Genomic DNA, 22,923 nt, shown 5'->3' with positions numbered 1-22,923 from the left:
GGGGGCCCGCGGGCCCAGCCCCCGCGGCGTCGTTGCCGGACCGCCGGCCGGTGGTGGGTTGCTCGCGCCGTTCCCCGCGCCCCTGATTGGCACCCTCTGCCCGCAAGGGCACCCCGTGCCCGTTGAGGGTTGCCGCTTCCCGCGAGGGCACCCCGCGCCCCTGATTGGCACCCTCTTCCCGTGGGGCACCCCATGCCGTGAGGGCAACCCCGCCCGGGGGAGGGGGTATCGCCGCTTGCGAGGGCGCCCCGTCCCTACGGGGAGTGGGCACCCTTGCGGGAGGAGGGCACCCTTCGCGGGGAACTGGGGGACGAGGCACATCCGCGGGGTGGTCCCGGGACGGGCAGGACGGGGGAGCCCGGGGGGTCAGGGGCGGGAATAGAACTCGCGGAGGGCGAGGTGCGCGGAGCGCGGCGCCGAGGTGTGGTCGAGGCCGAGGAGAGCCGCTCCGAGAACCGGCGGTGCCGTGACGACGTGCGGGCGGGCCTTGGGCGCGATCAGGGCGAGCCCCGCCGAAATCCCCGCCATGAGCCGGGGGTTGTTCGCGGCCATCACCCCTCCCCCCAGCACCACATCGACCTCCTCGTCGAGAAGGTCGAGCCGCCGCATCGCCACCGTGGCAAGCGCCACGATCTCCTCGGCCTGGCGGTCGACGACGGAGCAGGCGACCGCGTCCCCCGCGTCCGCCGTGCGGAAAAGCACCGGGGTGAGCTCGTACCGCCGGGCGTACGGGAGGTGTTCGAGGTGGATCGCCTCGATCAGCTCGTACATGGTGCGCAGCCCGAAGTGCCCGGGCAGCGTGGTGGCGAGCGCGGTGGGCTCGCCGCGGCCGTCCTCCGCGCGTGCGGCGAACCACAGCGCCTCCTCGACCAGCCCCGAACCCCCGCCCCAGTCCCCGGAGATCTTGCCGATCGCGGGGAAGCGCGCGGTGCGCCCGTCGGGCAGCATGCCGACGCAGTTGATCCCGGCGCCGCACACCACCGCGACCCCGCGCGGCTCCTCGACGCCCGCCCGCAGGATCGCGAACGTGTCGTTGGCGACCTTCGTGCTGCGCGCCCAGCCGCGGGCGTGCACCGCGTCCTGCAACTGCCGCTCCTCGACCGGCAGATCGGCGTTGGCCAGGCACGCGGAGGTGTACTCGACCAGCGGCCGGCCGCCGCGGTCGCCGGCCGCGGGCAGCCCCGCGGCCGCGGCCACGCGCTCCACCGCCTCGGCGACGACCGAGACGGCCGGGTCGATCCCGACGAGGGGCGGCTGGAAGCCGCCGCCGCGAGTGCCGCCCAGCACCCGTCCGTCGGCGGCGACCAGCGCCACGTCGGTCTTGCTGTTGCCCGCGTCGATGGCGAGGACGCCACCGGGGACGAGCGGCTCGGAGGTCACGCCCACGCGAAGTGCTCCCGGTTGTGCGCGATCAGACGGTCCGTCAGACCTTCGGCGTACTCGTACTGCCCGATCAGCGGGTGGGCCAGCAGGGCGGCGAAGACCCGGTCCCGGCCGCCGCGCAGCGCCGCTTCGAGCGCCAGGTCCTCGTACGCGGTGACGTTCGCGACCAGGCCGGCGAAGAGCGGCTCCAGCGGGGGGACGGGCAGGGGCGTGGCCCCGGTGGCGTCGACGGTGGCGGGCACCTCGATGACGGCGTCGTCGGCGAGGAAGGGCAGGGTGCCGTTGTTGTAGGTGTTGACCACCTGCACGTCACCGGTGTTGCGCAGCAGCGAGGAGGCGAGCGCGACGGCCGCCTCGGAGTAGAACGCGCCGCCCCGCTTGGCCAGCAGCGCCGGCTTCTCGTCGAGGGCCGGGTCGCCGTACATCTCCAGGAGTTCCTTCTCCATCGCGGCGACCTGGGCGGCCCGCGAGGGCTTGGTGCCCAGCTCGCGCACCACCTCGTCGTGCGCGTAGAAGTACCGCAGGTAGTACGACGGGACGACGCCGAGCCGGTCCACGATCTGGCGCGGCATGTGCAGGTCGTCGGCGATGGAATCGCCGTGCTCGGCCAGCAGCTTGGGCAGCAGGTCCTCGCCGTTCGGGCCGCCCAGCCGGACCCCGCGCTCCCAGGTGAGGTGGTTGAGCCCCACGTGGTCGAGGTGCACCTGCTCGGGCAGCACGTCCAGCAGTTGCGCGAACTTCCGCTGGAAGCCGATGGCCACGTTGCACAGCCCGACCGCGCGGTGCCCGGCCTGCAGCAGCGCCCGGGTGACGATGCCGACCGGGTTGGTGAAGTCGATGATCCAGGCGTCCGGCGCGCTCCTGCGCACCTGCTCGGCGATGTCCAGCACCACCGGCACGGTGCGCATGGCCTTGGCGAGGCCGCCCGCGCCGGTCGTCTCCTGGCCGACGCAGCCGCACTCCAGCGGCCACGTCTCGTCCTGGTTGCGGGCCGCCTGCCCGCCGACGCGCAGCTGGAGCAGCACCGCGTCGGCGCCCTCCACCCCGGCCGCCACGTCGTCGGTGGTGACGATCCGCCCGGGGTGGCCCTGCTTGGCGAAGATCCGCCGCGCCAGCCCCCCGACCAGTTCCAGCCGCTCCGCTGCCGGGTCGACCAGCACCAACTCCTCCACCGGCAGGGTGTCGCGCAACCGCGCGAACCCGTCGACGAGTTCGGGTGTGTACGTGGACCCGCCGCCCACGACTGCCAGTTTCATCCCTTGACTCCTGTCAGGGTCACGCCTTCGATGAAGGCCTTTTGTGCGAAGAAGAAGACCACGATCACCGGGGCCATTACGAGAACGGTCGCCGCCATGGTCAGATTCCAGTTGGTGTGGTGAGCGCCCTTGAAGGACTCCAGTCCGTAGCTGAGGGTCCACGCCGCCGGGTTGGAACTGGCGTAGATCTGCGGCCCGAAGTAGTCGTTCCAGCAGTAGAAGAACTGGAACAGCGCGACCGCGGCGAGCGCCGGCCGGATCATCGGGACGATCACGGTGAGCAGGGTGCGCAGTTCGCCGCAGCCGTCGACCCTGGCCGCCTCGGTGTACTCCTTGGGGATGGTCAGCAGGAACTGCCGCAGCAGGAAGATGGTGAAGGCGTCACCGAAGGCCATCGGGATGATCAGCGGCCACAGGGTGCCGTCCATGTGCAGCTGCTTCGTCCAGAACAGGTACATCGGGATGATGATCACCTGGGGCGGCAGCATCATGGTGGAGATCACCAGCACCATGATCAGGTTGCGGCCGCGGAAGCGGAACTTGGCCAGCGCGTAGGCCACGGGCAGCGACGAGACGACGGTCAGCACCGTGCCGGAGACCGCGTAGACCAGGGTGTTGCGCCACCAGGTCAGGAAGCCCGGGGTGTCCCAGACGGTACGGAAGTTGGACCACTCGAAGGGGTGCGGCCACAGCGACCGGGTCAGTGCCTGGTTGTCGCTCATCAGTGCGGTGAGCACCACGAAGACGAACGGCAGCACGAAGAACGCGGCCGCGGCGATGCCCAGCGAGTGCACGCCGATCCAGTGCAGGGTGCGCCGGCGCCGGGCGGCCTTGAGGGCGCGCGGGTCGGGGGAGCGGTCGATGCGCGGCAGCGACGTGCCGGAGGGGAGCGTGGTGTCGGTCATGTGCGTCATCTCGGGTCAGTCCTCCGCCGCCAGGAAGCCGTTGCGGCGCCGCATCAGCAGGGCCGTGAAGACCATCGCCAGCACGAACAGCACCAGCGCGACCACGCACGCGGAGCCGTAGTCGAAGCGCTGGAAGCCCAGGTTGTAGACGAGCTGCGGCAGGGTCAGGGTCGACTTGTCGGGGTATCCGGGCTCGAACTGCTGGCCGGAGTTGCCGATGATGCCGGAGGCGACCTTCCCGGCGACCAGGGGCTGCGTGTAGTACTGCATGGTCTGGATGACCCCGGTGACCACCGCGAACATCACGATCGGCGAGATGTTCGGCAGCGTGACGTAGCGGAACCGCGACCACGCGCCTGCGCCGTCCAGTTCGGCCGCCTCGTACTGCTCCTTGGGGACGTCGAGCAGCGCGGCCATGAAGATGACCATCAGGTCCCCGATGCCCCACAGCGCCAGCGTGGTCAGCGCGGGCTTGGACCAGTGCGGGTCGGTGAACCAGCCCGGGGTGGGCAGCCCGATCCCGCCGAGGATGTTGTTCACCGGACCGGTGCCGGGGTTGAGCAGGAAGACGAACGCCATCGTGGCGGCCACCGGGGGCGCCAGGTACGGCAGGTAGAAGGCGGTACGGAACAGGCCGGCGCCCGTCCTGATCTTCGTGATGAGCATCCCGATGCCCAGCCCGAAGATCACCCGCAGCGTCACCATCACCACGACCAGCCACAGGGTGTTGCGCAGCGCGGGCCAGAACAGCGGGTACTGCGTGAAGATGTACGACCAGTTCTTCCCGCCGGTCCACGTCGGCGCGTTGAAGCCGTTGTAGTGCATGAACGAGAAGTAGACGGTGGACAGCAGCGGGTAGACGAAGAAGACCGAGAACCCGATGATCCACGGCGAGAGGAACGCGAGGTTCCGCAGGGCGGCTTTCCTGCGCTTGGCGCGCAGCAGGGGGTGGACGGCGCTCATCACTTCGCCTGCGCGATGTCCTTGTCGACCTGCGCGTCGACGCCCTGGAGCCCGGACTTGAGGTTCTTCGCCTTGCCGGACTCGTAGTCGTAGCCGAAGTCCTGCAGGGTCACCTGGTAGGCGCCGCCGTTGACGCTGGCGGGGGTGGTGGTGCTGTTCGGGTTCTCGGCGATGTCGATAAAGGTCCTGAACGCCGGGTCCTGGTCCAGCTTGGGGGACTTGAGGGCGGCCAGCGTGGAGGGCACGTTGTGGATCGCGTTGGAGAAGGAGACCACCGCGTCGGTGTCGGTGGTCATGAACTTCACCAGTTCCCAGGCGGCGTTCTTCTTGGTGCTGGTGTTGGCGATGCCGACGATGGTGCCGGTGACGTAGCCCTTGCCGTAGGTGGACGCCTGGTCGTCCGGGACCGGGAAGGGCGCCACGCCCAGGTCGTTCATCCCGGCGTCGCGGGCCATGCCCAGCCGCCACTCGCCGTCGATGCCCATCGCGACCTGGCCGGTCTGCAGCGGGTTCTTCGCCCCGAACTCGTCACCGAAGGTGTTGCGGTACTTCTCCAGCTTGCTGAACCCGCCGAGCGCCTTCACCATCTCCTGCTGCCAGGTGAACATCGCGGTGAAGCCGGGGTCCTTGGCGGTCTGCGACGTGCCGTTGGCGTCGAAGTACTTCACGCCCCACTGCGCGGCCAGGTGGCCGGGGGTGGACTCGTAGCCGTGGAAGTCCGGCATGAAGCCGAGCTGGGAGTACGAACTGCCGGTGGACTTCGTCAGCTTGACCGCGTCGGCCTTCAGCTCCGACATGGTCTTCGGCGGCGCGGAGATGCCGGCGGCGGCGAACTCCTTCTTGTTGTAGTACAGCCCGTAGGCGTCGCCGAGCAGCGGCAGCGAGCAGCGGGTGCCCTGGTACTGGGTGTACTCCAGCATCGTCTTCGGGAACGTGGCCGCGGGATCGATGTCCGACTTCTTCAGGAACGGCGTCAGGTCGGCGAAGGCACCCGAGGAGCAGAACTGGCCGACGTTGTCGGTGGTGAAGGACGACACCACGTCGGGGGCCTTGCTGCCGCCGGCCCGCAGCGCCTGGTTGATCTTGTCGTCGGTGATGTTGCCCTGCACCTTGACGTGGATGTTCGGGTGCAGCTTCTCGAAGCGGGCGACGTTGTCGTTGATCGCCTTCAACTCGTTGGGCGCGGACCAGCCGTGCCAGAAGTTGATGGTCACGTCCTTGCCGGCGTCGTCGGTGGCGCCGGAGGAGTTCTGGCCGGTACACGCGGTCGCGAGCAGGGATATCGCTGCGGCGGCGGCGACGGCCGCGGCCTTCGTCAGGCGGGACACTGCGCTTTGCCTCCGGGAGGTCGGGGGTGGGGCCGGGGTGGTGCGGGCCGTTGCGGTGCGGGGGACTCGGTGCGGGAGTCCGGTGGCGGATCGGTGGGGGCGGATGCGGTGCGGGCGGTCGAGGGTGCGGGGTGCCGACGGGACGGCGGGGAGCTGCCGTTCCGGTGGTGCGGGTGGGGCCTGGTGGGGTGGTGGTCGAGGGTCAGCGCGAGGTGTCGAACACCTCGTCGCGGGTGGTGGCGAGCGCGCTTTCCAGGGCGCCGCTGAGGACGGGGTGCAACGCGACCGTGCCGAGCACCAACCGGGGCCGGGGTACGGCGAGTTCGGCCAGCTCGGCCTGGATCATCGAGCGCAGCGGCTCGCCGCCGGCCGTCGTGACGTTCCCGGCCAGCACGATCAGTTCGGGGTCGAGCACGGCCACGATCGAGGCGAGGCCGACGGCGTGGCCGGTCGCGCAGCGGGCGAGCAGGTCGGCGTAGGGGCCGGTGGGCTCCTCCTGACCGGACTGCTCGTGGAACTCCGCCGCCCTGCAGAGGAGTTCGGTCGCCGCGTCCTGCAGGCTGCCCTCGGGGACGTCGAGTCCCAGCTCGGCGGCGATCCGCAGTACCGCGTTGCACCCGGCCAGCTCCTGGAAGCCGCCGTTGTTGGCCTTGGCGACGTTGCGGACCAGGGGCGTGCCGGGCACCGGCAGGAAGCCGACCTCGCCGGCGCCGCCGGTCCAGCCGCGGTGCAGCCGGCCGCCGATCACGAAGGCGGCGCCGATGCCCTCCTCGTTCCACAGCAGCGCGAAGTCGCCGTGCCCGCGGGCGGCGCCGAGCCGCTGCTCGGCGATCGCGGCGAGGTTCACGTCGTTGTCGTACTCCAGCGGCATCGGCAGCGCGACGGCCAGCTCGTCCAGCAGGGTCGGCGAGTGCCAGCCGGGCAGGTGGCTGGCGTAGCGCAGACGTCCGGTGCTCGGGTCGAACGCACCGGGCGTGCCGATCACCACCCGGTGCAGATCGGCGCGGCTCAGCCCGGCGGCCTTGACCGCCCCCTCCAGCGCCTGCACCACCTGCTCGACGGTGGTGCCGGTGCGGTGGTGCGGGGTGGGCAGCCGGTAGGCGCCCACGGTGCGGCCGGTGATGTCGGCGACCGCGGCCCTGATCCGCTCGGTGTTCACGTCGAGGCCGGCGACGTGGGCGGCCGCGGGGTTCACCGAGTACAGCTGGGCGTTGGGCCCCGGGCGGCCCGCGGTGGTGCCGGTGGCCAGCACCAGTCCGGCCGCCTCCAGCCGCGCGAGCAGTTGCGACGCGGTGGGCTTGGACAGCCCGGTGAGCTTGCCGATCCTGGTCCGCGACAGCGTCCCGTGCTCCAGGAGGAGGTCGAGCGCGGCGCGGTCGTTCATGGCGCGCAGGACGCGCGGCGTTCCGGGGGTGCCAGCCATGCGCGCCATCCTCCCTCAGTTCACTGTTAGGAAACTTTCCTATTGGCGAATGTCAAGGTAGGCCCGCTGTCGGCGGAGGTCAAGAGGGCTCGTCGCAGCCTCGTCCAAGTCGTTACCCAAGCGGCGGGCGGGGCGCGGTGCGAGGCGCGCGGCGGGGCGATGCCCGGGGCATGCCGCGGGGCGCCGTGTGCGGTACGCCGCGGGGCGGCCGTGCGGGTCGTCGCGTGGGTCAGCGCGCGCGGGTCGTGGTGAGGCCGAGCGCCTGGCGGACGGCCTGCTCCTGGGGCTCGGCGTTCCGGCCGCGGAGGGTGCCGGTCGTGCGCTTGATGGCGGCCGGGGACGCCTGCTGCGAGGCCGCACGCCACTGCGGGACGAGCGCGTCGACGCGCTGCAGCAGCGCCTCGACCGGGCCCTGGGCGGCGACCGGCCAGGTGCGCGCCCGGAGCAGCTGCTCCTCGGTGGTGAGCGAATCGGCCACCCCCGCCGACCAGTTCTGGTACGACGACAGGTCCGTCTCCCCCTGCGACGCCGGGTCGGTGGCCAGGGCGGACTCCGGCCGGTCCACGGCGTCCAGGTAGGCGTACTGGGCGGCGGTCGACGTGGTCCTGTCGTGGCGCAGCCGGGTCGTCGTCGGGGGGTCGCGCGGGGTCCAATAGCAGATGCCGTCGTGGTCGCCGGCCGCCCACTGCGTCCGTGTCGGCAGGAGGGCGCGGGCCAGTTCCGCGGTCGCGGAGAGGGTCCAGCTGTCCATGTCGTAGCGCGGGACGAGATCGGCGCAGTCCGACGTGGCGATGATACGGAGCTGGGCCGCCGGGTAGCCTCCCTCCACGTAGGTGAACCGGCCGTACACCTCGGCATCGTGGGTGCCCGTGCACGGCACGATGTGCACGGGCCCGGCCGGCTGCGTCCCGCCGGTGAGGGTCAGGCCGCGATCGGCGTCGAAGCAGTCGCCGAGGGCCAGATGGCGCGGATCGGGGTCGGCGGTGTGCGGGTTCGCCGTGGGCGTGGCGGACGTGGGCGCGGGCGCCGGCCGGTCGTGGTGGGCCGGGCCGCCGCAGCCGGCGGAAGCGGCCAGCGCGAGCGGCACGAGTACCGCGGCCGCGACAGCCCTGGGCGTACGACGTGACTTTGCCATGCTGATCCCCCCGGATCCCCCGCGCCCGGATCCCCCCGCGGCGCCCCTCGACGACCGTAGTCTGCCGCACGCCGACGGCGCCGCGGGCCGTCCTCGCGGGCTCAGGCCCCGCGGCGCCGCTGCCGCGTGCCGTAACTGCGCACGGCGCGCAGGAAGTCCAGCTCGCGGAAGGCCGGCCAGTACGCCTCGCAGAAGTACAGCTCCGCGTAGGCGCTCTGCCACAGCAGGAAGTTCGACAGGCGCTGCTCGCCGCTGGTGCGGATGACCAGGTCGGGGTCGGGCTGCCCGGCGGTGTACAGGTGCCGGGACACGTCGTCGACGCCCAGAACCGCGGCGAGTTCTTCGAGGGTCCGGCCGGACTCCGCCTCCTCGTGGAGGAGTTCGCGCAGCGCGTCGACCACCTCCTGGCGGCCCCCGTAGCCGATGGCGAGCGTGACGTGCGATCCGGTCGCGCAGTCGCGGGTGGCCTCCTCGGCCTCCTTGAGCACGCGGGCGGTACGGTCCGGCAGCGAGTCCGGCGACCCCGCGATGTGCATCCGGCGGCGCGCCCCGGGGCCGGCCAGGTGCCGGCTCACCACCTCCTCGATCAAACCCATGAGGAAGGCGACTTCGCCCTCGTCGCGCCGGGCGAGGTTCTCCGTGGAGCACACGAAGACGGTCACGTGCGGGACACCGAGCCGGTCGCACCACGACAGCACGTCCTCGACGTGCTCGCCGCCGGCCTTGTGTCCCAGGCTCGGGTTCGCGATGCCCATCTGCCGGGCCCAGCGCCGGTTTCCGTCCATGATCAGCCCGATGTGCCGTGGCAGCGCGCCGGATTCCGTCACCTGGCGGCGCAACCGCCGCGTGTAGAGGGCGTAGAGAGGGTCGGTCAATCGCATGCGGACGGGTCCCTTCGGGGCGCTCCGGGAGTGTCGGCGGGTACCCATCCTACGGAACGATGACACGCGGCGCGTGCTACAACGGGACGCGGACCGGAGGTCTTTCGGTGCGGCCGCCTCCGAACGGCGCACCGGAACCGTCCTTCCGCTGCCTTTTCGCCGTTTCTCCCCCGCCCCCCGAACCCAGGAGCCGCCGACCATGCGGACGAACGACGCCCAGATGCTGGTGCTCTGCGCGCTGGCCGACGGACCGCTGCACGGGTACGCCGTGAACAGCGCCGTCGAGCGGATGACCGGGGCCCGGCTCGGCCGCGGCAGCCTGTCCGGGGCGCTGGCCCGGCTGGAGGCGAAGCGGCTCGTCGAGTACCTGGACGAGCGGCCGGGGCAGCGGCAGCGGCCGCTCCGGCTCACCCCCGAGGGACGGGAACTGCTCGCCCTGGAGGTCCGGACCCTGGCCCGTACCGCCGACGCCGTGTTCGAGGCGGTGGTGCCCGACCGGATCGGCTACCAGGACCGGCTCGCCGCCACCCACATCGCCCGCTCCTACAAGCGGTCCGCACTGGAGGCACTCGCGATCCGCCCGGGCGACACGGTCGCCGACCTCGGCTGCGGCCCGGGGACGGATCTGGCCGCGCTCGCCGGTGCGGCCACGCCCGCCGGCACCGTGCTCGGCCTCGACCACAGCCCCGAAATGGCCGCCCGAGCACGCGAACGGGCGGCCGAACTCCCCGCCACCCACGTCCATCTGGCCGACCTGCACGCCCTGCCCTACGGCACGGCGACCGTCGACCGGGCCCACACCGACCGCGTCCTCCAGCACGTCGCCGACCCGGCCCGCGCGCTCGCCGAGGCCCACCGCGTGCTGCGCCCCGGCGGCCGCCTCGTGATGGCCGAACCCGACTGGGAGTCCCTGTCCGTCGACCACCCCGATCCGGCGGTCTCCCGGGCCTTCACCCGGCACCTGGCCGACCGCGTCGTCCGCAACGGCGCCATCGGCCGCCAGCTCCCGCGCCTCGCGACCGCCGCGGGCTTCACCGTGCCCTCGGTACTGCCGGCCACCACCGTCCTGCGCGAGGTGCGCGCCGCCGACCGCATCCTCGGCTTCCGGCGCAACGCCGAACGCGCGGTGGCGGCCGGGTACTTCACTCCGGAGACGGCCGAGGACTTCCTCGCCCACCTCGCCCGGGAGCCCTTCTTCGCGGCGGTCACCCTCTACCTCGTGACCGCCGAGGTCCCCGGCAACGGGGCGTAGCGAGCCGCGCCGCCCGGGGGTTCGCCGATGAGGGTGCACCGGTCGCTCGACGAAAAACGGTGCCCGGCCGTCCGCCGGCGATCCGCCCGGCTCAGCGCAGCTCGCGGAAGAACTCCGTGAGGTCCGCCGCCAGGAGTTCCGGTTCCTCGTGCGCGGCGAAGTGGCCGCCGCGCGGCATCGGGGTGTAGCGGGTGACGTGGTAGGTGCGCTCGGCCCAACTGCGCGGCGGCCGGACGAGGTCGGCGGGGAACACCGCGACCGCGGTGGGCACGTCGACCCGTTCCAGGCGTCGGGACCGGCCGCGGCCGTGCTCGTAGTAGGGCCGGAAGGACGTCGAGATGGTGCGGGTGAACCAGTAGAGGGACGCCTGCGTCAGGACGAAGTCGTCGCTGAAGCGGCTGGACAGGTCGCCGCCGCAGTCGCTCCAGGCGCGGTACTTCTCCACGATCCAGGCGAGCAGTCCGGCCGGCGAGTCGGCGAGTCCGTAGCTCAGGGTCAGCGGCCGGGTCTGCTGCTGGTGCAGGTAACCGCCCTCCTCGGCGGACCAGGCGGCGACGGAGTCGAGGTACGCCTGCTCCTCGGGCGTGACGGTCGACGGGTCGTAGGCGCGGGGGTCGGCGACCGCGAGCAGGTGGATGCCGGCGACGGCCTCGGGGTGGGCGGCGGCCAGCCGCGAGGTGATGCCCGCGCCGAGGTCCCCGCCGTGTGCGGCGTAGCGCGTGAAGCCGAGGTGGTCGTGCATGAGCCGGTGCCACAGTTCCTGCGTCGGGGGGCCGTCCGGCCCGGGCCGCTGCGGGGACAGGCCGAAGCCCGGCAGCGACGGGACGATGACGGTGAACGCGTCCTCGTCGGCGCCTCCGTGGCGCGCCGGGTCCGCCAACCTGCGGGCGAGCCCGACCAGTTCGACGAAGGAGCTGGGCCAGCCGTGCGTCAGCACGATCGGCAGGTCGTCGCGACGCGGCGCGTCGAAGCGCAGGTAGTGGACGGGGGTGCCGTCGAGGTCGGCGAGGTGGGAGGGCAGGGCGTTGACGGCGGCCTCGTGGGCGCGCCAGTCGTAGCCGTCGGCCCAGTGGGCGACCAGCCGCCGCAGCTCGCCGGGCTCGGTGCCGGCGGCCCACCCGTCGAGCGGCCAGGCGGTGGGCCACCGGGTGCCGCGCAGGCGGGCGCGCAGCTCGTCCAGTTCGGCGTCGGGGACGGCGAGCAGGGGCGGGTGGTCGGTCATGCGGTGCTCCGGGAGGTGAAGGGGTCGTCCACCGGGCCGAGGGCCTGGTCGATCATCGCCCGCGTCCGCTCCCGCGGCTCGGGCGTGGTGGAGAGCAGGGCGTGCAGGATCGCGCCTTCGAGGAGGGCGTCCACGCGAGCGGCGTGCTCGGGGCCGGTGAAGGCGGCGAGGACCGCGCGGCTCTCGCGGGTCCACCGCTCGGTGAGCGCGCGCAGGGCGGGGTCGCGCAGCGCGGCCAGGTGGAGTTCGAAGCCGAGTACCGCGCTCCGGTGCCGGGCGGGCCCCTGCTGCACCAGGTCGGTCAGCACCTCGACCAGCTGTTCGCGGGTCTCCACGCCGGTGAACAGCGCGCTGAAGGCCGCGGACCTGGTCGCGACGTACCGCGTGAACGCCGCCGCCCTGAGCTCGCCCAGGCCGGCGAAGTGGTAGGTGACGGAGCCGAGGGGGACGTCGGCGCGGGCGGCGATCCGCCGGTGGGTGGTCCCGGCCACGCCGTGCTCCGCGAGGACGTCGAGCGCCGCGTCGAGCACGCGTTCCTTGCGGTCGGGGTCCTTCCGGCGCGGCCGGGGGCGCGGGCGCGGCTCGTCCTGTTCCATGCGTACAAATGTACACTCGCTGCGGAACGGATGTACGCAAGCCCGCGACCGGTGGTGCGGCGGGGCTCGTTTCCGTGGCCGGGGCGAGCCTGCGCCTACGCTGGTGTCCGTGCCCCCCTCCCGCCTGCATCGCGTCGCCGTCCTCGTGCTCGAAGGGGCGAAACCACTCGACGTCGGGATCCCCGCGCAGGTGTTCTCGACCCGGGCGAGCATGCCGTACGAAGTGCGGGTGTGCGGCGCGGCACCCGGCCTGGTGACCGGCGGCGACGGGCTGTCGTACCACGTCGCGGACGGCCTCGACGCCCTGGCGTGGGCCGAGATCGTGTTCATCCCCGGGTACCGGTTCCCCGACCGGGAGGATCCGCCGGCCGCCGTCGCCGACGCGCTGGTCGCGGCGCACGCACGGGGCGCGCGGCTGGCCGCGATCTCCACGGGCGCCTTCGCGCTGGCCGCCACGGGCCTGCTGGACGGCAAGCGGGCCACGACGCACTGGCACTACACGCGGGCGCTCGCGGCGAAGCACCCGCTCGTGCGGGTCGACGAGAACGTCCTGTTCGTCGACGAGGGCAGCGTGCTGACCTCGGCCGGGGCCGCGTCGGGCATCGACCTGTGCCTGCACGTGCTGCGCCGCGACCTGGGCGTGGCCGCGTCGAACCACGCGGCCCGGCGGCTGGTCGCGGCGCCCTACCGCAGTGGCGGCCAGGCGCAGTACGTGCCGCGCAGCGTGCCGGAGCCGCTGGGCGAACGCTTCGCCGCCACCCGGGAGTGGGCGCTGCACCGGCTCGGCGAACCGCTCACCCTCGACGTGCTCGCCCGGCACGCGGCGGTCTCACCCCGGACGTTCTCGCGCCGCTTCACCGACGACACCGGGTACACGCCGATGCAGTGGGTGATGCGCGCCCGCGTCGACCTGGCCCGCGAACTGCTGGAGCGCTCGGGCCGGAGCATCGAGCAGATCGCCGCGGACGTCGGCCTCGGCACCGGGGCGAACCTGCGGATGCACTTCCAGCGCACCCTCGGCACCACGCCGAGCGAGTACCGGCGCACCTTCACCCGCGGCGAGTGACCCGTACGCGCGGTCCCGCCGCCCGGCGGTGCCGTGCCGACCTGGCGCGATCCTTGCGAACCATGGCGCTCAGGCCGCCGCCACGGGCCGCGGCCGCGAGCGAACCTGGTGGACGAACCGGAAGGGGACACCACTCATGACTCGCATCGCCATCAACGGATTCGGCCGCATCGGGCGCAACGTGCTGCGCGCCCTGCTCGAACGTGACAGCGACCTGGAGGTCGTGGCCGTCAACGACCTCACCGAACCCACCGCCCTCGCCCGCCTGCTCGCCTTCGACTCCACCTCCGGCCGGCTCGGCCGCCCGGTGACCGTCGACGGTGACGTCATCGTCGTCGACGGCCGCCGGATCAAGGTGCTGGCCGAGCGCGAGCCGGCCCGACTGCCGTGGGCCGCGCTGGGCGTCGACGTCGTGCTGGAGGCGACCGGCCGCTTCACCTCGGCCAAGGCGGCCCGCGCCCACCTCGACGCGGGCGCGAAGAAGGTCCTGGTCAGCGCGCCGTCGGACGGCGCCGACGTGACTCTCGCCTTCGGGGTGAACTCCAAGGTGTACGACCCGGCCCTGCACACGATCGTCTCGAACGCGTCGTGCACGACCAACGCGCTCGCCCCGCTGGCCGCCGTCCTGCACGAACTCGCCGGTATCGAGCACGGGTTCATGACCACGGTGCACGCCTACACGCAGGAGCAGAACCTCCAGGACGGCCCGCACCGTGACCCCCGCCGGGCGCGTGCCGCGGGCGTCAACATCGTGCCCACCACGACGGGTGCCGCGAAGGCGATCGGCCTGGTGCTCCCGGAGCTGGAGGGCAAGCTGTCGGGCGACTCGATCCGGGTGCCGGTCCCGGTCGGCTCGATCGTCGAGCTCAACACGACCGTCGCCCGCGACGTGACGCGCGACGACGTGCTCGCGGCCTACCGCGCGGCGGCGGAGGGCCCGCTCGCCGGCATCCTCGAGTACTCCGAGGACCCGCTGGTGTCCTCCGACATCACCGGCAACCCGGCGTCCGCGATCTTCGACTCGGCCCTGACCCGCGTCGACGGCCGCCACGTCAAGGTGGTCGCCTGGTACGACAACGAGTGGGGCTTCTCGAACCGCGTGATCGACACGCTGGAACTCCTCGCCGGCAACTGAGGGGTTCCGCGGGCGGGTTGTCCGGCGGACCGGAGCGCGGGTGCGGGCCCGGGCCGGTGGACGTGCGGCCGGCCCGCCGGCCGGGGGCGTGATGGTGGCGCGGGTGGGCCCATCGGGCGTCGGCCGCCTCGCCCCGCGGAGCGAGCCGCCACCCGGACGTCCTGCACGCCGTCCCGCCCGCCCGTCCGTCCCATCGCAAGAAACCGCTGATCAGGCCCCTGGACGCTTCCCATGCGACCAGGGGCTTCTCGCGGCCAAAAAATATGGGTTAAACTCCCATTTATGACTGCAACCCAAAAAGTAGGACGTCCCGAAATTAGCGGAGCGGGACGCGGCGCGGGTGGCTCCGCCCGCTGGTGGGCGCTGGCCGCCCTCGCCCTCTCGGGCCTCACGATCGGCCTGGACGCGACCGTGCTGAACGTCGCGCTCCCCGAGGTGTCCACCGCGCTGCACGCCACGACCGGGCAACTCCAGTGGTTCGGCACCGCGTACACGCTGGTGGTGGGCGTGGCGATGCTCCCGGCGGCCAACCTCGGCGACCGCTACGGCCGGAAGCGGCTCCTGGTCGGATCGCTGGTGCTGTTCGCCGCGGCCTCGGCGTGGTGCGCGGTGGCGGGATCGCCCGGCGAGCTGATCGCCGCCCGCGCCGTACTCGGCCTGGCCGGTGCGGCGTTGATGCCGCTCGGATTCGCCATGCTGCCCGCGCTGTTCGAGGAGCGGGACGCGCGGGCGAAGGCCGTCACCATATGGACCGCGGCCAGCGCCGCCGGCCTGCCGCTGGGACCGATCGTCGGCGGCTGGCTGCTGGACCACTACTGGTGGGGCTCGGTGTTCCTGCTCAACATCCCGCTGGCGCTGGCCGGCGCCGCCGCCCTGGTCGTCCTCCTGCCCGAGTCGCGCAGCGCCCGCCCGATCCCGCTCGACGTGCCGGGCGCGCTGCTGTCCTCGGCCGGGCTGGCCGGAGTGATCTACGGCTTCATCAACGCCGGCCAGAGCGGCTGGACGGCCGCGACCACGTGGGGGCCCGCCCTGGCCGGCCTGGTGATGCTGGCCGCCTTCGCCGCCTGGGAGCGGCGCAGTACCCACCCGCTGATCGAGCTGTCCCTGTTCGGTGACGCCCGTTTCACCTGGGGGGCCGTGCACGCCACGATCGCCAACTTCGCCCTGTTCGGGCTGCTGTTCGCGGTGCCGCAGTACTTCCAGAGCGTCGGCGGGGCCACCCCGCTCGGCACCGGGCTGCGCCTGCTGCCGATGATCGGCGGCCTCCTGATCGGCACCCAGGGCGGCGGCAAGGTCGCCGCGCGCTTCGGTCCGCGGCTGGTGATCGCGGCCGGCTTCCTGCTGTCCGGGGCCTCGCTCCTCGCGGCGGCGACCACCCGGGTGGACACCGGCTACGGCTTCACGGCGGCGTGGATCGCGGTGCTGGGCGCCGGCGTCGGCCTCGCGCTCCCCGCCGCCATGACGGCCGCCCTCAGCGTGCTGTCCGCGGAGCGGGCCGGTGCCGGGTCGGGCCTGCTCCAGGCGCTGCGCCAGGTCGGCGGGACCATCGGCGTGGCCGTGCTCGGCACCGTGCTGAGCTCCGGGTACCACAGCCGGGTCCGCTCGCACACCGGCCACCTTCCGGGCGGGTCGGCCGGCACGGTGCACGACAGCGTGGCCGCCGGCGTCGAGGTGGCCGGCCGGCTGCACGACGACGTCCTCGGCCGCGCGGTCCGGGTCGCCTTCGTGCACGGCATGGACCTGACGCTGATCGTCTCCGGCGGTCTCGTGCTGGCCGGGGCTATCCTGGCGGTGCTCTTCCTGCCCCGCCAGGAGTCGCCGGACCCCGGTGGACGAGCGGACGGATGATCCGTCCGGCCGGGTCCGGGGCGGCGCACCAGCCGGGCCCGGTGACCGGACCGGCGGGGCGTCGAGCAGCAAGCCGAGGAGCGAGCCGACCCGTCGGCCCACGAGCGAGGACCATCCCATGAGCGTGCCCGGTGACCACCCCCTCGGCCTGCGGGAACGCAAGAAGATCAAGCTGCGTCGCACGATCCAGGCCGAGGCCATGCGGCTGTTCCGTTCGGAGGGGTACGACCGGACGACGGTCGAGCAGATCGTGGCGGCGGCCGAGACCTCCACGACCACCTTCTACCGTTACTTCCCGACCAAGGAGGACGTCGTGCTCTCCGACGAGTACGACCCGCTGTTCGAGCGGATCGTCGGGGAGCGGCCCGCGGGGGAGCCGCTGCACGCCAGCGTCCTGGCGGGCACGACCGCCGTGGTGGCCGCGGCGACCGCGGACGCCGAGGGCCGGGCGTACACCCTCGCCCGCCTCCGCCTGGCGGCGGACGTGCCCGCGATCCAGGCCCGCCAGGCGGTCGAGGACCGGAAGACCTACGCCGCCGTCGCCCGCGTCCTCGCCGCCCGCTCCGGCCGGCCGGTCGACGACTACCGGCTACGGCTCACCGCGACGGCCCTCACCGCCGTCCAGTTCGAGGCCGCCCGCTACTGGGCCGAGCGCGGGGGAGTGGACGACCTCGCCGACCTCGTCGCGCAGGCGATCACCGGGCTCGCGCCGCTGCTCGACGCCCTGGGGACGGGATCGGACTGAGCGCCTCCCGAAGCCGGTTGCCCGCGGGAGGATCACGGTGCGGGCGGGCCTGTTACCCCGGCGGCTCCCGCCGCGTCACAGGCGTGAGGCGCCGGAGCGGGACAGGTCGGAACGGCGCGAGGAGGGTGAGGGGATGACCACCGGAACAGGGCCGCAGGACGCGCTGGCGGGCGCCTTCGAGGAGCAGCGCGGACGCCTCGTGGCGGTCGCCCACCGGATGCTCGGCTCGCGCGCGGACGCCGAGGACGCGGTGCAGGAGGCCTGGTTGAGGCTGGCGCGCCAGGACCCGGCCGGGATCGACAACCTGGGCGGCTGGCTGACCACCGTGGTCGGCCGGGTCTGCCTCGACGTGCTGCGGGCGCGCAGGATCCGGCCCGAGGCGCCGTACGACGACCGGCTGCCGGAACTCGTGGTGAGCCAGGACGAGGAGGGCGCGCCCGAGGACGGCGCGCTGCTGGCCGAATCGGTCGGGCTGGCGCTGCTGGTGGTGCTGGACACGCTGCGCCCCACCGAGCGGCTGGCGTTCGTGCTGCACGACATGTTCGCGGTGCCGTTCGAGGACATCGGGCGCATCCTCGGACGGTCCCCGGACGCGGCCAAGATGCTCGCCAGCCGGGCCCGCAGGAAGGTGCAGGGCGGCAGTCCCCGTCCCGCCGCGGAGCGGCAGCGGCAGCGCGCGGTGGTCGACGCGTTCCTCGCGGCGGCGCGCGCGGGGGACTTCGAGGGGCTGATGCGGGTGCTGGACCCGGACGTGACGTGGCGCTCCTTCTCCGGGCGCGGCGAGGTCGTCCGGGTGGGGGCTGCCGAGGTCGCGGTCAGGGCCCAGCGCGGCGCACGCGCCGCGGTCACCACGCGCTCCGCCCTGATCGACGGCGAGCCCGGGATCGTGGTGTGGGGCCCGAGCGGCCGGGTGATGGGGGTGATGGCGTGCACGGTGGCCGACGGCCGCATCGTGGAGGTGCTGTCCGTCAGCGACCCCGAGCGCCTGGCGGCCATGGACCTGCCGGCACATCCCGGCCCTGATCCGTCCGGTCACTGAGCTGTGGGCGGACGCCGGGATGCGCCGGACACGTCCTAGCGCAGATCCGCGCCGAACGCGGCGCCGGTCGCGGGGGCGTTGATGCCTTTCGGTCCGACGATGAGCGCCGCGGCCGGCACGAGTCCCTTCGCGTCGCCCGGTACCGACCACACGGCGCCGTTGCCGCCGTCCTCGCCGGGGGCGGCGCCCGCGACGTCGGCACGGCCGTCCCCGTTGACGTCGCTGAGTGCGACCCGGCCGCCGAAGTGGTCGCCCGCCTCGGCGACACCGGGGACTCCCGCGGTGTCCTGGCTGAAGGCCTGGGCGCCGGTGCCGCTGAGGCCGTCCGGACCGCCGCGCAGCAGGACGACGACCCCCGCGCCGAGCTTGTCGCCGGCGGTCCCCAGCGCCTCGTTCGGCACCCCCACCGCCACGTCGCTGAACCCGTCCCCGTCGACGTCGCCGACCGCGACCGACGCGCCGAACAGGTCGCCGAACTCGTTGCCGCCCGGGACGCCCGGGCTGTTCTGGTCGATGGCCGGCCACTGGTCCTCGGGCCCGGGACCGGTGGCCGTTCCGTAGCCGACCAGCACCTGCCCCGCGCCGCGCCCCGCGTTGCCGACGATCAGGTCGCCGTAGCCGTCGGCGTTCACGTCCCCGATGGCCAGCGAGGTGGACGGGTACGCGCCGGCCGGCACCGTGGCCTCGTCGAGCCCGGACGGGCCCGCGGTGAACAGGGCGGTGCCGTAGCCGTCGTCGCCGATGAACTCCAGTACCGCCAGGTCGTCGCGGCCGTCGCCGTTGACGTCGCCCGCCGCGACCGCGCGGATGTCGACGATCCGTTCCCGCGCGCCGAAGTCGTACGAGGAGGCCGGCACGCCTGCGCGCGAGATGGGGCCCCGCCACACCACCGCCGTGGTGCCGAGCGGCTCGTCGCCGCTGGCCGTGCCGGTGTCGAAGAGCGCGACGTCCACCGCGCCGTCGCCGTCGAAGTCGCCGGCGGCCGCGATCGAGCCGGGCACCGTGCTCGCCCCCGACAGCCCGTTCGCGCCGCCCCAGAGGATCACCGACCGGGTGTCCGGCCCGATCGCATTGCCCACCACGAGGTCGGTGTAGCCGTCGTCGTCGAGGTCCGCCGAGGTGACCGCGTACCCGAACTCCTCGTAGGGCGTCGGACTGCCGGGCACGCCCGCCGTGTTGCGGCTGACCACCGCACGGTGGGTGAGCGAGAGACCGTCGACCGACCCGTACATGACGGCGACGTACCCGGCGCGCGCCGCGCCGGCCACGGCGGCTCCCGGCGCGCCGACGACCAGGTCCGGGTAGCCGTCCCCGTTGAAGTCGGGCTGCGTCGCGTTGAACGGCACGGCGGGCCGGTCCGCCGGCCCCGCGGCTGCCGCGGTCGCGGAAGGGGCGGCGCCCAGACCGCAGAGGAGCAGCGCGCCCGCCAGGAACCGCGCGCTCGGACGGATGACACGTGGAGGGGAACGGAACATCGGATTCCTCCCGGAAGGGATTTCACGGTCACCTGTCAGACTCGCCGCCCGGCCGGACAGTTGTCCTCCGCGCCGTGCCGGCGCGACGCCCTTCTCCCGCCGCGGTGTTACGTCTTCGCGGTCCTCCTCGTCCCAGAGGTGAAGCTCACCGACCACGACGAAGGAGCACCTCATGGCAGCCCGGCTCAACCCCCTCGGTACCGCTGTCGGACCGAAGCTCGTCAAGTACCTCGTCTCGGCGGACAAGGTCCTCGCCGGCTCGACGCTGTCGGCCGCGACGCAGGAACTCGTGAAGATCCGCGCCAGCCAGATCAACGGCTGCGGGGGATGCCTCGACATGCACACCAAGGAGGCCCTGCACGCGGGGGAGACACCGCTGCGGCTGAACCTGGTCGCGGCCTGGCGGGAGACGACGGTCTTCTCCGACCCTGAGCGGGCCGCGCTGGAACTCACCGAGCAGGGCACCCGCCTCGCCGACGGCGCCGGCATCAGCGACGAGGTCTGGGCGAACGCCGCCAAGCACTACGACGACGAGCAACTCATGGCCCTGGCCGCGCTGATCGCGCTCATCAACACCTTCAACCGGCTCAACGTCATCACCCGGCAGCCGGGTGGCGGCTACCTGGTCGGGCAGCACGTGTAGGGACCCCGAGGAGAGAGGGGTGAGAGGGAGAGACCGAGAGAGGGAGAGATTCCATGAACATCACGCTGTGGACCGTCACTTGGCTGCTGACCGCGGTCTTCCTGATCGCCGGAGGCAACAAGCTGTTCATCCCCCGGGAGAAGCTGGCCAGGGCTCCCGGCGGCGGCTGGGCCCTGGACTTCAGCGCCGGGTTCATCAAGCAGCTCGGGGCGGTCGAGGTGCTGGGCGCGGCCGGGCTGGTCCTGCCCGCGCTGCTCGCGAGGGCGCAACTCCTGGTGCCGCTGGCCGCCGTCGGCCTGGGCCTCGTGATGGGCGGCGCGGCCGTCGTGGAGTACCGCCGGCGCGAGCCCGGCCACGCGCTGCTGAACCTCTTCTACCTCGCCCTGATCGTCTTCGTGGCGGTGGGCCGCTTCGGCCCCGAGTCCCTCACGGGATGACGGTACGGCTCCGCACGGGCTCACCGGAGCCGGAGCTGCGGCGCCCCGCTCGCGCCACCCGCATCCCCGACCCGGTCACCGGCGGCCTCCGGGCCCGCCCGTCCGTCGCGCAGCCGGAAGTCGGCCAGAGTTCACCGACTCGTCACCCGCCCCCAGGACAACCAGGACCCGGCCCGCACGGTCATCTCAGTCGGGGAATTCCGCTCCGGGCCGGCGCAACGACCAGGCCCCGGTTTCCCTCCTGAGAAGTAGTCGTGTGCGCCCGATGCCGCGCCGCCGGACCACCGGCGGGGGCAGGGCCGACGGAGGGGAAACGGTCGGCATGGAAGGACGCTCGTACCCGGGCGGCGGAACGGTGGCCCCGCGCCCGCCTGAAGCGGCAGCGCCGGTGCGACCCGAGCAGGTGGGGGCCGCGGGCACGGCGCCCGGGGGAGTGGGGACGGGCGCGGAGCCCGGGGGCGCCGCGCCGACCCAGTGGCACCGCGGGATGACGGTGATCGCCACGGTCAGCCTGTTCATCGGGACCCGAGGCAGCTGGACCAACGCGATGGCGGTCCACCCGTGGATCGCCGGGATCATCTCGGTCTGCTACGCCGCGATACTCGTCGCCGGCGTGCTGGCCTGCACCGTCCGCGGCCGCCGCGCGCTGACCCGGGTCGACGCCGGCGTCTTGGCCACCGCCCTGCTCCTGATGGCCTGCCGCTACGCGCTGCACCACGCCGGCGTCGACGAGGGGGTGCTCACCGCCCAGGCCGCCACGGCGATCGACCACGGCCGCCCGATCTACGACCAGCCGTGGCCGTGGCTGTTCCACGGGACCGGCATCGGCATCACCAAGACCATGGGCGGCGGCGCCGACTACACCTACGGCTACCCGCCGCTGGCCCCGCTGCTCACCGCTCCCGTCCACCTGCTGGTGCACAGCACCGCCGCCGCCACGATGGTGAGCACCGGCGCGCTGGCCGCCGGCACCGTCCTGCTGTGGCTGCTGCTGCCCGCCCCGTGGCGGTCCGCGGCCACCGCCGTGTGCCTCGGCTTCGACCTGCTGCCGCAGTACGCCCGCGAGGGCTACCCCGCCATGCTCGCCTTCGCCCTGCTCGTCCCGGTGGTGGTCCGCTGGACGGACACCGGCGCCGGAGGCCGGCTCGGCCGGTACGGCGTGCTGCGCGCGGTGTGCCTGGGCGCGGCGTGCGCCTCGCAGCAACTCGCCTGGTTCTTCACGCCGTTCCTGCTCGTCGCGCTCTACGCGGTGCGGCGCGGCGAACTCGGGGCACGCGGCCCTCGCGGCGCCCTCGCGGTGACGGCCCGCTACACCGGCATCGCGCTGGCGTCCTGGGGCGTGCTCAACGCGTACTTCGCCGCCCAGGACCCGCGCGGCTGGCTGCACGGCATCCTGCTGCCACTGACGCAGAAGGCGATCATGCACGGGCAGGGCGTCGTGGACATCTCGAACTACTTCACCGACGGCAGCAGCCGGCTCGACTTCTACTCGTACGGCAGCAGCCTGCTCCTGCTGGGTCTGCTCGCCGCGACCTGCCTGTTCGTGCGGCGGCTCGGCCCGGCGATCACCATCCTGCCCTGGGCCTCGTTCTACTTCGCGACCCGCTCCCAGGACGGTTACTTCCTGATGCTCACCCCGCTGTGGCTGGCCGCCCTGGCCACGGTGCCCGGCTCGGCCTTCGCGCGCGCCTGGCAGCCGCGGCTGCCGGCCCGGCTGCGCGGGCGCCGCGCCAAGGCGGCGGTGGCGGCGGGGCTGCTGGCCCCGGCGGTGCTGTGCGTGAGCGTGGCCGCCGCGAGCTCGCCGCCGCTGACCATGAAGGTCACGCCGAAGATGGCGCTGGCGCACCACGGGTTCGTGTCCGTGACGGTCCGGGTGACCAACAACGCCTCCACCGCGCTGACCCCGCACTTCGCGTCACGCAACGGCCAGGGCTCGTCCGACTGGTGGACCATCGAGTCCGGGGCGCGCACCCTGCGCCCCCACGCCTCCGCCACGTACCGCCTCACGCCCCCGGGCGGTTACCGGGAGTTCCCGCCGCACTCCCCGCTGTACCTGACCGCGTTCACCGACAATCCGATGACGATCACGTCGAGCCTGATCTCGTCCAAGGGGGCGCCGCCCCGGGGTGCCCAGCCGGGCCCACCGGAGGACGGCGGCGCCTCCCCGCAGGCGAGGTCGAACCCGTAGGGC

General features: G+C 73.3%; 20 protein-coding genes. 9 read left to right on the top strand and 11 right to left on the bottom strand.

Annotated features, from left to right (window positions below; translation table 11 throughout):
• Positions 1-366 precede the first annotated feature (366 nt).
• The 8 genes from C4U44_RS30500 to uppS all read right to left on the bottom strand — a co-directional run bounded on the left by C4U44_RS30500 (position 367) and on the right by uppS (position 9,274).
• Positions 367-1,386 (bottom strand): N-acetylglucosamine kinase, encoded by a 1,020-nt coding sequence (locus C4U44_RS30500; protein ID WP_235032466.1) that lies wholly within the window; start codon positions 1,384-1,386, stop codon positions 367-369.
• A complete protein-coding gene (locus tag C4U44_RS30495; RefSeq protein WP_103889267.1) occupies positions 1,377-2,639 on the bottom strand; it encodes a 6-phospho-beta-glucosidase in 1,263 nt (420 codons plus the stop codon). The genes C4U44_RS30500 and C4U44_RS30495 overlap by 10 nt, the downstream gene beginning before the upstream one ends.
• Positions 2,636-3,553 (bottom strand): carbohydrate ABC transporter permease, encoded by a 918-nt coding sequence (locus C4U44_RS30490; RefSeq protein WP_407642915.1) that lies wholly within the window; start codon positions 3,551-3,553, stop codon positions 2,636-2,638. The genes C4U44_RS30495 and C4U44_RS30490 overlap by 4 nt, the downstream gene beginning before the upstream one ends.
• Before the next feature lie 6 nt (positions 3,554-3,559).
• Entirely contained in the window at positions 3,560-4,507 is a 948-nt protein-coding gene (locus tag C4U44_RS30485) for a carbohydrate ABC transporter permease (protein WP_200823456.1), read from the bottom strand.
• The gene (locus C4U44_RS30480; RefSeq protein WP_103889265.1) at positions 4,507-5,835 is read right to left on the bottom strand and encodes an ABC transporter substrate-binding protein; all 1,329 of its coding nucleotides are present in this window, start codon (positions 5,833-5,835) and stop codon (positions 4,507-4,509) included. The genes C4U44_RS30485 and C4U44_RS30480 overlap by 1 nt, the downstream gene beginning before the upstream one ends.
• A 202-nt stretch (positions 5,836-6,037) precedes the next feature.
• Positions 6,038-7,267, bottom strand: coding sequence for an ROK family transcriptional regulator (locus tag C4U44_RS30475; RefSeq protein WP_103889264.1), 1,230 nt, complete (start codon positions 7,265-7,267; stop codon positions 6,038-6,040).
• Between the two features lie 220 nt (positions 7,268-7,487).
• Positions 7,488-8,393 (bottom strand): hypothetical protein, encoded by a 906-nt coding sequence (locus C4U44_RS30470; protein WP_146088390.1) that lies wholly within the window; start codon positions 8,391-8,393, stop codon positions 7,488-7,490.
• Positions 8,394-8,494: 101 nt separating this feature from the next.
• Positions 8,495-9,274 carry a polyprenyl diphosphate synthase gene (gene uppS, locus C4U44_RS30465; RefSeq protein ID WP_103889262.1) on the bottom strand — a complete coding sequence of 260 codons (780 nt, stop codon included), beginning with the start codon at positions 9,272-9,274 and terminating at the stop codon, positions 8,495-8,497.
• A gap of 199 nt (positions 9,275-9,473) precedes the next feature.
• On the opposite strand from uppS, the gene C4U44_RS30460 reads away from it, so the two are divergent.
• On the top strand, positions 9,474-10,526 hold the full coding sequence (locus C4U44_RS30460; RefSeq protein ID WP_103889261.1) for a methyltransferase domain-containing protein: 1,053 nt from the start codon (positions 9,474-9,476) through the stop codon (positions 10,524-10,526).
• Positions 10,527-10,617: 91 nt separating this feature from the next.
• Here the strand turns inward: C4U44_RS30460 and C4U44_RS30455 are convergent, their stop codons facing one another.
• Positions 10,618-11,748: an epoxide hydrolase family protein gene (locus tag C4U44_RS30455; RefSeq protein ID WP_200823455.1), complete on the bottom strand. Its 1,131-nt coding sequence runs from the start codon at positions 11,746-11,748 to the stop codon at positions 10,618-10,620.
• Positions 11,745-12,344 (bottom strand): TetR/AcrR family transcriptional regulator, encoded by a 600-nt coding sequence (locus tag C4U44_RS30450; protein ID WP_103889260.1) that lies wholly within the window; start codon positions 12,342-12,344, stop codon positions 11,745-11,747. Before C4U44_RS30450 ends, C4U44_RS30455 begins: the two co-directional genes overlap by 4 nt.
• Positions 12,345-12,453: 109 nt before the next feature.
• Here C4U44_RS30450 and C4U44_RS30445 point away from each other — a divergent pair, with 109 nt between their 5' ends.
• The 5 genes from C4U44_RS30445 (at position 12,454) to C4U44_RS30425 (ending at position 18,177) form a co-directional block, all read left to right on the top strand.
• Entirely contained in the window at positions 12,454-13,410 is a 957-nt protein-coding gene (locus C4U44_RS30445) for a GlxA family transcriptional regulator (RefSeq protein ID WP_103889284.1), read from the top strand.
• Between the two features lie 136 nt (positions 13,411-13,546).
• Complete coding sequence (gene gap, locus C4U44_RS30440; protein WP_103889259.1) at positions 13,547-14,545, top strand: type I glyceraldehyde-3-phosphate dehydrogenase; 999 nt, start codon at positions 13,547-13,549, stop codon at positions 14,543-14,545.
• Between the two features lie 282 nt (positions 14,546-14,827).
• On the top strand, positions 14,828-16,393 hold the full coding sequence (locus C4U44_RS30435; RefSeq protein WP_103889258.1) for an MFS transporter: 1,566 nt from the start codon (positions 14,828-14,830) through the stop codon (positions 16,391-16,393).
• A gap of 118 nt (positions 16,394-16,511) precedes the next feature.
• The gene (locus tag C4U44_RS30430) at positions 16,512-17,138 is read left to right on the top strand and encodes a TetR/AcrR family transcriptional regulator (RefSeq protein ID WP_103889257.1); all 627 of its coding nucleotides are present in this window, start codon (positions 16,512-16,514) and stop codon (positions 17,136-17,138) included.
• 133 nt (positions 17,139-17,271) lie between these two features.
• Positions 17,272-18,177 (top strand): sigma-70 family RNA polymerase sigma factor, encoded by a 906-nt coding sequence (locus C4U44_RS30425; RefSeq protein WP_103889256.1) that lies wholly within the window; start codon positions 17,272-17,274, stop codon positions 18,175-18,177.
• A gap of 35 nt (positions 18,178-18,212) precedes the next feature.
• Here the strand turns inward: C4U44_RS30425 and C4U44_RS30420 are convergent, their stop codons facing one another.
• Positions 18,213-19,652 (bottom strand): FG-GAP and VCBS repeat-containing protein, encoded by a 1,440-nt coding sequence (locus tag C4U44_RS30420; protein ID WP_103889255.1) that lies wholly within the window; start codon positions 19,650-19,652, stop codon positions 18,213-18,215.
• A gap of 172 nt (positions 19,653-19,824) precedes the next feature.
• Here C4U44_RS30420 and C4U44_RS30415 point away from each other — a divergent pair, with 172 nt between their 5' ends.
• From C4U44_RS30415 to C4U44_RS30405, 3 genes are all read left to right on the top strand, one after another.
• Entirely contained in the window at positions 19,825-20,295 is a 471-nt protein-coding gene (locus C4U44_RS30415) for a carboxymuconolactone decarboxylase family protein (protein WP_103889254.1), read from the top strand.
• Positions 20,296-20,348: 53 nt separating this feature from the next.
• Positions 20,349-20,732 carry a DoxX family protein gene (locus tag C4U44_RS30410; protein ID WP_103889253.1) on the top strand — a complete coding sequence of 128 codons (384 nt, stop codon included), beginning with the start codon at positions 20,349-20,351 and terminating at the stop codon, positions 20,730-20,732.
• Positions 20,733-21,219: 487 nt separating this feature from the next.
• Positions 21,220-22,920, top strand: coding sequence for a hypothetical protein (locus C4U44_RS30405; protein ID WP_235032468.1), 1,701 nt, complete (start codon positions 21,220-21,222; stop codon positions 22,918-22,920).
• Positions 22,921-22,923: the final 3 nt, after the last annotated feature.

The sequence above is a fragment of the Actinacidiphila yanglinensis genome, assembly GCF_900107965.1.
Lineage (GTDB): Bacteria > Actinomycetota > Actinomycetes > Streptomycetales > Streptomycetaceae > Actinacidiphila > Actinacidiphila yanglinensis.
Note: the sequence above shows the minus strand (reverse complement) of the source record. Positions and strands in the feature narration are given on the sequence as shown.

Coding starts and splice junctions, on each gene's coding strand:
- C4U44_RS30415 (WP_103889254.1), top strand. CDS start 19,825: ATGGCAGCCCGGCTCAACCCCCTCGGTACCGCTGTCGGACCGAAGCTC.
- gap (WP_103889259.1), top strand. CDS start 13,547: ATGACTCGCATCGCCATCAACGGATTCGGCCGCATCGGGCGCAACGTG.
- C4U44_RS30410 (WP_103889253.1), top strand. CDS start 20,349: ATGAACATCACGCTGTGGACCGTCACTTGGCTGCTGACCGCGGTCTTC.
- C4U44_RS30450 (WP_103889260.1), bottom strand. CDS start 12,344: ATGGAACAGGACGAGCCGCGCCCGCGCCCCCGGCCGCGCCGGAAGGAC.
- C4U44_RS30425 (WP_103889256.1), top strand. CDS start 17,272: ATGACCACCGGAACAGGGCCGCAGGACGCGCTGGCGGGCGCCTTCGAG.
- C4U44_RS30420 (WP_103889255.1), bottom strand. CDS start 19,652: ATGTTCCGTTCCCCTCCACGTGTCATCCGTCCGAGCGCGCGGTTCCTG.
- C4U44_RS30485 (WP_200823456.1), bottom strand. CDS start 4,507: ATGAGCGCCGTCCACCCCCTGCTGCGCGCCAAGCGCAGGAAAGCCGCC.
- C4U44_RS30460 (WP_103889261.1), top strand. CDS start 9,474: ATGCGGACGAACGACGCCCAGATGCTGGTGCTCTGCGCGCTGGCCGAC.
- C4U44_RS30495 (WP_103889267.1), bottom strand. CDS start 2,639: ATGAAACTGGCAGTCGTGGGCGGCGGGTCCACGTACACACCCGAACTC.
- C4U44_RS30490 (WP_407642915.1), bottom strand. CDS start 3,553: ATGACGCACATGACCGACACCACGCTCCCCTCCGGCACGTCGCTGCCG.
- C4U44_RS30405 (WP_235032468.1), top strand. CDS start 21,220: ATGACGGTGATCGCCACGGTCAGCCTGTTCATCGGGACCCGAGGCAGC.
- C4U44_RS30435 (WP_103889258.1), top strand. CDS start 14,828: ATGACTGCAACCCAAAAAGTAGGACGTCCCGAAATTAGCGGAGCGGGA.
- uppS (WP_103889262.1), bottom strand. CDS start 9,274: ATGCGATTGACCGACCCTCTCTACGCCCTCTACACGCGGCGGTTGCGC.
- C4U44_RS30430 (WP_103889257.1), top strand. CDS start 16,512: ATGAGCGTGCCCGGTGACCACCCCCTCGGCCTGCGGGAACGCAAGAAG.
- C4U44_RS30475 (WP_103889264.1), bottom strand. CDS start 7,267: ATGGCGCGCATGGCTGGCACCCCCGGAACGCCGCGCGTCCTGCGCGCC.
- C4U44_RS30470 (WP_146088390.1), bottom strand. CDS start 8,393: ATGGCAAAGTCACGTCGTACGCCCAGGGCTGTCGCGGCCGCGGTACTC.
- C4U44_RS30455 (WP_200823455.1), bottom strand. CDS start 11,748: ATGACCGACCACCCGCCCCTGCTCGCCGTCCCCGACGCCGAACTGGAC.